The 10018-nt window shown below is 72.7% G+C and carries 8 protein-coding genes; 1 reads left to right on the forward strand and 7 read right to left on the reverse strand.

The features are described 5' to 3' along the window. Nucleotides 1-185: 185 nt before the first annotated feature. The 6 genes from HGK34_RS03280 to HGK34_RS03305 all read right to left on the reverse strand — a co-directional run bounded on the left by HGK34_RS03280 (nucleotide 186) and on the right by HGK34_RS03305 (nucleotide 7620). Complete coding sequence (locus HGK34_RS03280; protein WP_201845144.1) at nucleotides 186-1535, reverse strand: (Fe-S)-binding protein; 1350 nt, start codon at nucleotides 1533-1535, stop codon at nucleotides 186-188. Continuing rightward, on the reverse strand, nucleotides 1535-2911 hold the full coding sequence (locus tag HGK34_RS03285) for an FAD-binding oxidoreductase (RefSeq protein WP_201845145.1): 1377 nt from the start codon (nucleotides 2909-2911) through the stop codon (nucleotides 1535-1537). The genes HGK34_RS03280 and HGK34_RS03285 overlap by 1 nt, the downstream gene beginning before the upstream one ends. Next, nucleotides 2911-4452, reverse strand: a complete 1542-nt coding sequence (locus HGK34_RS03290) for an FAD-linked oxidase C-terminal domain-containing protein (protein ID WP_443677250.1) — start codon at nucleotides 4450-4452, stop codon at nucleotides 2911-2913. The genes HGK34_RS03285 and HGK34_RS03290 overlap by 1 nt, the downstream gene beginning before the upstream one ends. 247 nt (nucleotides 4453-4699) lie before the next feature. Further along, nucleotides 4700-6286, reverse strand: a complete 1587-nt coding sequence (gene aceB, locus HGK34_RS03295; RefSeq protein WP_201845146.1) for a malate synthase A — start codon at nucleotides 6284-6286, stop codon at nucleotides 4700-4702. Between the two features lie 58 nt (nucleotides 6287-6344). Further along, nucleotides 6345-7097, reverse strand: coding sequence for an IclR family transcriptional regulator (locus HGK34_RS03300; protein ID WP_201845147.1), 753 nt, complete (start codon nucleotides 7095-7097; stop codon nucleotides 6345-6347). Between the two features lie 112 nt (nucleotides 7098-7209). Next, entirely contained in the window at nucleotides 7210-7620 is a 411-nt protein-coding gene (locus HGK34_RS03305) for a MerR family transcriptional regulator (protein ID WP_201845148.1), read from the reverse strand. Between the two features lie 188 nt (nucleotides 7621-7808). Here HGK34_RS03305 and HGK34_RS03310 point away from each other — a divergent pair, with 188 nt between their 5' ends. Further along, entirely contained in the window at nucleotides 7809-8798 is a 990-nt protein-coding gene (locus HGK34_RS03310; protein ID WP_201845149.1) for an aldo/keto reductase, read from the forward strand. Between the two features lie 191 nt (nucleotides 8799-8989). Here HGK34_RS03310 and HGK34_RS03315 read toward each other — a convergent pair whose 3' ends face one another. Further along, nucleotides 8990-9631 carry a TMEM175 family protein gene (locus tag HGK34_RS03315; RefSeq protein WP_201845150.1) on the reverse strand — a complete coding sequence of 214 codons (642 nt, stop codon included), beginning with the start codon at nucleotides 9629-9631 and terminating at the stop codon, nucleotides 8990-8992. Nucleotides 9632-10018 lie beyond the last annotated feature (387 nt).

Below are 10018 nucleotides of genomic sequence, written 5' to 3' on the forward strand. Positions count from 1 at the left end.
GGCGTCCGAGGACGCTCGAACGCGCGGGAACGGCCCTCGATCGCCTGCTGAACCGGGCTCGGGCCGACTGCCCTGCGCCAGGAGCGGGACGACGACGGGCCAGGGGCAGGGAGCCGGTGGGGGCAGGGGGCAGAGGGCAGAGGGCAGAGGGCAGGTCGGAGCTGCGAGGTGCCCGACAGCCACCCCTAGCCGGGACCCGCCGGTCCCTCTCCGTTCGCCCCTCGCAGGGACGCGTCCAGCACCTGGATCATGTGCGCCGTCGGGATCGGCCTCCCCCGGCGTTCCAGCGCCGCGGAGATCTGCAGGAGACACCCCGGGTTGGACGTCACCAGCAGCTCGGCATCCGTCGCGGCCACGTTCGCCGCCTTCCTGTCCCCCAGCTCCCGCGCCGGCTCCGGATGCGTGAGGTTGTAGATCCCCGCCGACCCGCAGCACAGGTCGCCCTCGGCGATCTCCTTCACCACCAGGCCCGGGACGGCTGCGAGCAGACGTCGGGGCTGCGCCCTCACCCCTTGCGCGTGGGACAGGTGGCAGGCGTCGTGGTACGCGATCGTCATGGGCAGCGGGTGGCGGGTCGCGACAGGCCCGAGCTCGTCGAGGATCTCCGCCACGTCACGCACCTTCGCGGCGAACTCCTTGGCACGTGCGGCATGGTCGGGATCGTCGGCGAGCAGGTCGGCATACTCCTTCATGGTGGAGCCGCATCCCGCCGAGTTGACCACGACCCGCTCCACCGCGGCGTCCGAGAACGCGTCGATCAGCGCGCGGGCGTACGCCAGCCCTTCGGCCTCGCGTCCCGAGTGCACCGACAGCGCCCCGCAGCACCCTTGTGCGGTGGGCGCCACGACGTCGCACCCCTCCGCCGTGAGCACCCGTACCGTGGCGGCGTTGACGTCGCCGAAGAATTCCCGCTGCACGCAGCCGAGCAGCAGCCCCACGGTCATCCGGCGGCTGCCCACCGCCCGCGTGAGCGGCGCCACCGGCTCGGCCCGCGTGAGCGGCGGCGCCACCGACTCCATCGCCGCCAGCGTCGGCGAGAGCCGCTCCAGCACCGGCCGCACCAGCCGCGACAGCCCGCTGCGCTGGTACAGCGCCAGGAAGGGCCGCACGGCCCGCAGCCGCCGCGGGTGCGGGAACAGGGCGAAGATCGCCGCCCGTACCAGCCGCTGCCCGCGGGTCCGGTGACCGGCACCGCGCCGCTCCACCTGGGCGCGGGTCGCCTCGACGAGCTTGTCGTACCGCACGCCCGACGGGCAGGCGGTCACGCATGCCATGCATCCGAGGCAGGCGTCGACGTGCCCGACCAGAGCCGCCGACATCGGCTCCCCCTCCAGCCCCTGCTTCATGAGGTGGATGCGTCCGCGCGGGGAGTCCATCTCCTCGCCCCAGAGCGTGTAGGTGGGGCAGGCGGGCAGGCAGAAGCCGCAGTGCACGCAGTCGTCCACGAGCTCCCGCGACGGCGGACGGTGCCCGTCGAAGGCTCCCTGGGGACCGGGGTCGAACGACCCGAGCAGGTCCGGCCTGGTCTCGCTCATCAGATCCCTCCCACGAACCGCCCGGGCGCGAGGTTCCGTCCCGGGTCCAGCCGATGCTTGATCGCCCGCATCAGGTCGAGTCCCGCCACGGGCCCCCACGCGTCCACGGCCGCGCGTACCGCACGGGGTGCACGCAGCACGGTCACGGTTCCGTCCCGGGGCGACGGCGCGGCGGCGCGCAGGTGGTGCACGACGCCGGCCACCGCGGCGGGATCGCTCCCGCCGGAGGCCGTCACGCCACCGGGCGCCACCGCCCCACCGGGCCCACCCGACGGGCCGATCGCCACGTACAGCACCCCGGCGGCCGTTCCGCGGACCGCGACGCCCGCCCCGTGGGTGTCCTCCGCGGCACGCGCGGCCTCCAGCAGCCGCACCACTCCGGTCAGCGTCGCGGTCGCCTTCACCAGGACGCCGTCCGCGGGCCGGCCCTCGCCGGAGCCGAGGACGCCGGCGCCGTCGTCGGGCAGCGCGGCCCACCACTCGGGTGGGGTGCTCACCACCTCGCCGCCCGTCAGGGCGGCCGCCTCGCGGGCGCGGGCGACGACGGCGGCCTCCTGACCCTCCAGCAGCACCGCGACCGTCGCCTCCCGCGACCAGGCGGACCGGTCGAGTTCCACCGCCGCCGGCGCGAGCTGGGAGGTGACCACGTCCCGGGCTCGGGTGGCGACGTCGGCCGGATCCCCGGTGGCGACGACCCAGCGTCGCGCGGGCCGGACCGGGTGCAGCCGGAACGCCGCGCGCACGATCACCCCCAGGGTGCCGTAGGAGCCGGTCATGAGCTTGGCCAGGTCGTAGCCGGCGACGTTCTTGACGACCTTGCCCCCGCTGGCCGCCACGGTCCCGTCCGCCAGCACCACCGTGGCCCCGAGCACGAGGTCGCGCAGGGCTCCCCGCTGGAGCCGCCGGGGCCCGGACGAGCCCGTGGCGAGCGTGCCGCCGACGGTCGATCCTCCCGCGAGCCTCGACGGCGGCAGGTCCACGACGAGTTCCTGCCCGGACCTGCCCACGGTCTCCAGCAGGGCGGCCACCGGCAGTCCGGCCTCGGCGACCGCCACGAGGTCACCGGCCTCGTGCTCGACGAGCCGGTCGAGCCCGGCCGTCTCCAGGAGGAGGCCGGCCCGTTCGGGCGGGGCCGCCCAGTCCAGCGCGGTCCCGCCGCCGCGCGCGACGGCCGCGAGCCCCTGCGAGGCGGCCTCGGCGAGCAGGGCCGACACCCCCGCGACCGACGTCGGCCGCGCGACGACCTGCGGCCGGACGCCGTCGACGGCATCGCCGGGCCCGGCCGGGCGGACCTCTCCTGCCGGGTCCTGCCGTTCCAGCGCGGCAGCCAGCCGGTCCGTGTCCGCCCGGGCCGCACCGCTCGCGTCGTCGGACATCAGAACACCTCCGCGACGCCGGCCTCGGACAGCGGGTGCTCGCCCTGCCGTCGGCCGGGGCGTTCGCCGCACAACCGCGGGGTGGGGAAGATCTTGCCGGGGTTGGCGAGGGTGTCGGGGTCGAACGCGCAGCGGACGGCCTGCATCACGGCGAGGTCGTCGTCGGTGAACATCCGGGGCATGTGCTTGGCCTTGTCGGCGCCGACGCCGTGCTCGCCGGTGATGGAGCCGCCGTGCTCCAGGCACAGGTCGAGGATGCCGCCGGCGACCTCCTCGGCGCGTTCGACCGCGCCCGGTTCGGACCCGTCGAACAGCACGAGCGGGTGCAGGTTGCCGTCGCCGGCGTGGAACACGTTCGCCACGCGCACCCCGGCGGCGTCGCCCAGCTCGGTGATGCTCCGCAACACCTGCGGCAGCGCGGTGCGCGGGATGACGCCGTCCTGCACGATGTAGTCGGGGCTGATCCGCCCCACCGCGGCGAACGCGGACTTGCGGCCCTTCCAGATGAGCGCGCGCTCGGCGTCGTCGGCGGCGACACGCACCTCGAAGGCACCGGCCTCCTCGCACAGACGCACGACGTCGTCGAACTCGCCCGCGACGTCGGCCTCGTGCCCGTCCAGCTCGATCACGAGCACGGCACCCGCGCCGTGCGGGTAGCCGCACCGCACCGCCTTCTCGGCGGCCTCGATGGAGAGGGCGTCCATCATCTCGATCGCCGCGGGAATCACCCCGGCGGCAATGATCGCGGAGGTCGCGGCGCCGGCGTCGTCGATCGTGCGGAAGCCGGCCAGGAGGGTGCGGACCTCCTGGGGCAGCCGCGTCAGGCGGACCGTGGCGGCGGTGACGATGCCGAGCGTGCCCTCGCTGCCCACGAGCGCGCCGAGGAGGTCGTACCCGGGCGGGTCGGGCGCCTTGCCGCCGATCTCGACCCGGTCGCCGGCGGGGGTGACGAGGTCCAGCCCGGTGACGTGGTTGGTGGTGAACCCGTACTTGAGGCAGTGTGCGCCGCCGGAGTTCTCGGCGACGTTCCCGCCGATGGAGCACACGGACTGGCTGGACGGGTCAGGCGCGAAGTAGTGGCCGTCGCCGCTGGTCGCGGCGGTGAGCTGAAGGTTGATGACGCCCGGGTCGACGACGGCGCGCTGGTCGGGGACGTCGAGCTCGCGGATGTCCCGCATCTGGGACGTCACCACGAGCACGCCCTCGGAGTGCGGAAGCGCCCCGCCGGACAGCCCGGTTCCCGAGCCGCGCGCCACGAACGGCACGCCGTGGGTGGCGCACGCCCGGACCGTGGTGGCGACGTCGGCCGCATGGCGGGCCAGCACCACCAGCCCGGGGACCACCCGGTAGGCGGCGAGCCCGTCGCACTCGTAGGTACGGCGGCGCGCGTGGTCGGTGATGACGTGCTCGTGGCCGAGCGCGCCGACGAGTTCGGCGGTCAGGGCACCGAGGGCTTCGTGCGTCTGGGCGGGGACGGGGCCGGGTGCGCGAGCGGGCGTCCCGCGACCCGGGGTCCTGTCGGGCGGTGTCCTGTCGGGCACGGCAACCTCCTCGTCGCACTGCCTTCGTACCGGCGGGGACCCCGGCCCGGCGGGTGGGAGCCTCCAGGGCGAAGCTACTACCTCGCCGGGCCGGGGTCAGCGGGGGCGCCGGAGCCGTCCCCGGGGATCCGGGACCGACGTCCGGCGAGATCCGGGACCGACGTCCGGCCGGCCCACGCCGCCTTCCGGCCCGGTGCCCGGGAGGTTGCGGCCCCCGTCGCGGACCTCCCCGGGCAGGCCTCGCCGCTCAGTCCATGCGGCGGTAGGCCGGGAGCGTGAGGAAGTCGGCGTACTCGTCGGCGACGGCGACCTCCAGGAACGTCTGCTTGGCCTCCTCGTAGTCGGACGCGTCGCCGGGGAGCTTCGCGATCTCCTCGGCCACGAGCTCGTGCACGAGCTCCTTCGTGACCCGCCGGCCCGTGTCGGCGAGCTTCACGTCGTTGTGCAGCCACTGCCACACCTGGCTGCGGGAGATCTCGGCGGTGGCGGCGTCCTCCATGAGGTTGAAGATCGCCACGGCGCCGAGACCGCCCAGCCAGGCACGCAGGTACTGGATGCCCACCGAGATGTTGTTGCGCAGGCCGGCCTCGGTGATGTCGCCGGGCGTGGCTGCCACGTCGAGGAGCTGCTCGGCGGTCACCTCGACGTCGTCGCGGGTGCGGTCGATCTGGTTCGGCTTGTCACCCAGGACGTCGGTGAAGACTTCCTTGCACAGCTCCACCATGCCGGGGTGGGCCACCCACGAGCCGTCGAAGCCGTCGCCGGCCTCGCGGGTCTTGTCGTCGCGCACCTTCGCGAAGGCCGTGGCGTTGACCTCCTCGTCCTTGCTGGGGATGAAGGCCGCCATGCCGCCGATGGCGTGCGCGCCGCGCTTGTGGCAGGTCTTGACCAGCAGCTCGGTGTAGGCACGCATGAACGGGACCGTCATCGTGACGGCGTTGCGGTCCGGCAGCATGAACTCGGTACCGCGGGTCCGGAAGGACTTGATGACGGAGAACATGAAGTCCCAGCGGCCTGCGTTCAGGCCGGCGGAGTGGTCGCGCAGCTCGTAGAGGATCTCCTCCATCTCGAACGCGGCCGGGTAGGTCTCGATCAGCACCGTGGCCCGGATCGTGCCCTGCGGGATCCCGAGGTACTCCTGGGCCAGGACGAACGCGTCGTTCCAGAGCCGCGCCTCCAGGTGGGACTCCATCTTGGGCAGGTAGAAGTAGGGGCCCAGGCCCTTGGCGAACTGCCGCATGCCGGCGGTCGTGAGGTAGAGCGCGAAGTCCACCAGGGAGCCCGACGTCTCGCGCCCGTCCACGAGGATGTGCTTCTCGGGCAGGTGCCAGCCGCGCGGACGCATCACGATGGTCGCCAGCTCGGCGTCGGGCCTGAGCGCGTAGGTCTTGCCGTTCTCGGCCGTGAAGTCGATGGTGCGGTTGATCGCGTCCAGGAGGTTGAGCTGGCCGCCCACCACGGCGCTCCACTGCGGGGTGTTCGCGTCCTCCTGGTCCGCGAGCCAGACCTTGGCGCCGCTGTTCAGCGCGTTGATCGTCATCTTGCGGTCGGTGGGACCCGTGATCTCCACCCGGCGGTCCACGATCCCCGGCGCCGGGTCGGCAACACGCCACGAGTCGTCCTCGCGGATGTGGCGGGTCTCCTCCAGGAATCCCAGGGTGCCGCCGGCGGCCAGGTCCTGGACGCGGCGCTCGCGCGCTTCGAGCAGTTCCAGGCGGCGGTCCGCCAGCTCGCGGTGAAGCCTGACGATCAGCTCCATCGCGGCCGGTGTGAGCACCTCCTCGTACCGCTCGCCGATCTCGCCCGTGATCTCGATGCCGTCCGGAGTCTCCACGTCGACACTCTCCTCATGTTTCCACTATACGGAAGTAGATGTTCTGCTTGTGGAAAGTCTAGCGGTCGGCGAGGCGGGCGCCCACCCGCTCGGCCGCCTCGCGCAGGACAGGGACCGCCTCGTCGGCGAACTCCGGCGTCACGCGCGCCGCGGGGCCCGAGACGGACAGTGCCGTCGCCACCGGCGCGCCGGGTACGGCCACCGCGAAGCACCGGACGCCGATCTCCTGCTCACCGTCGTCGACGGCGTAGCCCCGCGCACGGATCCGGGCGAGCTCGGCGACCAGCTCGTCCGGGCCGGCGATGGAACGCTCCGTGGCGGGCGGGAGCCCCGTGCGCCTCGCGATCTCCCTGACCTGGTCCTCGTCGAGCCCGGCGAGCAGCATCTTGCCGACTCCCGTGCAGTGCAGGTGGACGCGGCGCCCGACCTCGGTGAACATCCGCATGGAGTGCGTGGAGGACGCCTGCGCCACGTACACCGCCATCTCGTGGTCGAGCAGCGCGAGGTTCGCCGTCTCGCCGAGCGTGGCCGCGACGTGCTCGAGCTGAGGGCGGGCCGCCGCACCGAACTGCCGGCCGGCCGCATCCGCGAGGCGCAGCACTCCCGGCCCGAGCGCGTAGCGGCGTGACGGCAGCTGCCGCGCGTACCCGCGCTGCACCAGCGTGCGCAGCAGCCGGTGGATGGTCGGCAGCGGCAGCCCGCTGCGTTCGCTGAGCTCGCTCAGGGTCGCGTCACCCCCGAGGTCCGTCATGATCTCCAGCAGGTCGATCGCCCGCTCGACGGTCTGCACGCCGCCGGTGCTGCTTGCCATGTGGCTCCTCACGATCCTGGCGCCCCGAACGCCAACCACCCGCGCCTCCGCGGACCAGAACCAGGATTCCACACCTCGGAATCCTGGCTATGCTCCCCCGGCCGGGGACGGATCAGGAACCGGCCGCGCGGTCCCGCTCGGCCGGGGTCGCGCCGTTTCCGACATACCAGCGGATCTTCTCCCGCAGCTTCTCCTGCTGCTCCCGCAACAGGTCGACCTGCTCCTGGACCCGCTGGTCGTGCGCCCGGAGCAGATCGAGCCGCTCGTCCATGGTGGTCGCGTCCAGACAGAGCTGCGCATAACGCTTCAGGTCCGCGATGGGCATGCCGGTGTCCCGCAGGCAACGGACGAGCCCGAGCCACTCGAGATCGGCCGGGCCATAGGTTCGACGCCCACCGGGAGTGCGTGCGACCGGGGCGAGCAGACCCTCGCGCTCGTAGTAACGCAAGGTGTCGATGCTGAACCCAGACTCGGCCGCAGCCTCCGCGGGCGTGTAGGCGCGGGACTTCGTGGTCTCGGTCATACATCCATCATGCCGCGCTTCCGGGCGGGCATGTCCCGCGTCCAGGCCTGTTCCGCGGCGTCGACTGGCGCGCCGCGCATCCGGGCGCGCGGGCGCATCCGGGCGCGCGGGCGCATCGAAGGGCCTGCTCGGGCTTCTCGTGCCGGCGCCTTGACCTGGAGCGCGCTCCAGGTCGCACGCTGTTGCCCATGGACACGATGAACCTGGCCCTCGGGGCCATGAAGTTCGGTACCACGGTCGACGAACGCACCGCGTTCGCGCTGCTCGACCAGTTCATGGATGCGGGTGGGACCTGGATCGACACCGCCGACTGCTACGCGTTCTGGGACAGCGCGTCCGGTCATGGCGGGCAGAGCGAGGAGGTGCTCGGCCGCTGGCTCGCAGCCCGGCCCGGCATACGCGACCGGGTGAGGATCTCCACGAAGTTCGGCGCCGAGCCCTCCGTCGCCGGGCAGTGGCCCGCCTCGCGGACCGGTCTGGGCGGCACGGCGATACGCACCCAGCTGGAACGCAGCCTGGGGCGGTTGGGCACGGACCACGTCGACCTCGCCTGGGCGCACATGGAGGACAGGAAGATCCCCGTCACGGACGTCGCCGACGCGATGTCCGCGCTGCACGACGACGGCCTGGCGGCTCGGCTCGGCATGTCCAACCATGCGTCGTGGCGGGTCGCGACCGCTCGCATCAGGGCACTCGGCCAGGGACGCGAGCCGGTGAGCGCGCTCCAGCACAGCTACTCGTACCTGCATCCCCGGCCGGGGACGCCGAGTCCGGACCACCGCTTCGGGTTCCTCAGCGACGACCATCTTGACCTCGCCGCGACGGACGGCCTGGAGATCTGGGCGTACACGCCACTCCTGTCCGGTGCGTACGACAATCCCGCCAAGGAGATTCCCGAGCACTTCGGCCACCCGGGCACGGTTCGCCGGCTCGCGGCCCTCGGCGAGGCGGCGGACGCGGTGGGCCTCACGCGCGGCCAGGTGGTCCTGGCCTGGCTCGCAGGTCACGCCCCGGCAGTTCGCCCGATCCTCGGCGGCAGCAAGCCGGAGCAGCTCACGGCGGCGATCGCCGCCGTGCGGGCCGGCCTGCCCGAGGACGTCCGGGCACGGCTGGACGCCGTGGAGCCACTGACCCCGCGGCTGAATCACGACCTCGTTCCGGAACCGGACGCCGTGTAGCGCCGGCTGCTGCCGCGCATCGGGCCGGGCGCCATGGGCACTGCTGCCTTTCACGGCGCCTTCCACGGCGCCGGCGGGGCCGCCTGCTGGCGGTCCGGCCGGCGCCGCTGCCGTCCTCGCCCGGCGGACATTCCTTCTCCGGCGGCGTGGAGCCGGCCGCTCAGGCGGGGGCCTCTGATCGTGCGTTCCGGTCAGGCAGTCACCGGGTCCGGTGCCGGCTCCCGGCCGACCACGCCCCAGCGGATCAGGCCGATCCTCACGAAGCCTGTCAGTGCCATGAGGAAGAGCCAGAAGTACGACGGCACGATCAGGGCCAGCACCAGGACGAGGGCGAAGCCGATCGCCATCGCCAGGGGGCCTGCGGGCATCGTGACGGGGTACGGAAGACCTGCGCTCGCACGTTTGCGGCGCTCGACGACGGCAATCACGAACAGCAGCAGGGAGCTCACGGCCAGGGTGCCGATGTAGCACGCGACGATGATCCGGCCTGTGTCCATCCCACCGACGAGTGCGGTGACCACGGGCATCACCACGATGGTGAACAGCCAGGCGAACTGCAGTGTCGTGCGGCGGCGATCTGCCGGGGTGTCCGGCAGCAGGATGGCGTGGTGCATGCGCCAGAACATCGCGATGATGACGAAGCTGATCATGAAGGCCACGAGTTGCGACAGGTGCTCGTCGAAATACTCGACGATGCCGTGCCCCTCTCCCGTCGCCTCGGACACGCCCTCCATGAGGGGCAGGATGAGCAGCGTGAGCGCGATGGCGATCGCGGCGTCGAGGAACGCGATGAGGCGCTCACTGGTATTTTCCGGCAATTTTGTCTCGTTCATCTAAACCTCCGGAACGAGATCCTGCCATGTGGCGGAGGAGATCCAGCCACAAATACGGAAGAGCGGATGGACTGCGACGGATCGATGCGGGCGCGCCGGCATGGAAGAGCCCCTGAGCGGCAGGCGTTCAGGGGCTTGAGAAGGATCGCCTCGGGGCCGGGGGCGGTTGTTCGTGAGGCGTGGTGCGTGGGGGCCGATCGTGGGGGCCGTGGTGCCCGATCGCCGCGGTGCCCGATCGTGGGTGGTCGCGGTCTGGCGGGTGGTCGCGGTTGCCGATCGCGGGTGGTCACGGTGGTGGCCGGACCCCCCCCCCCCGGAAATGACTCGAGGCCCGCACCGTTTCGGGTGCGGGCCTCGAGTGAAAGGGAGTCCGGCCACCACCGTGAC

This window comes from Myceligenerans indicum, from assembly GCF_016742955.1.
In the GTDB taxonomy this organism is placed as follows: domain Bacteria; phylum Actinomycetota; class Actinomycetes; order Actinomycetales; family Cellulomonadaceae; genus Myceligenerans; species Myceligenerans indicum.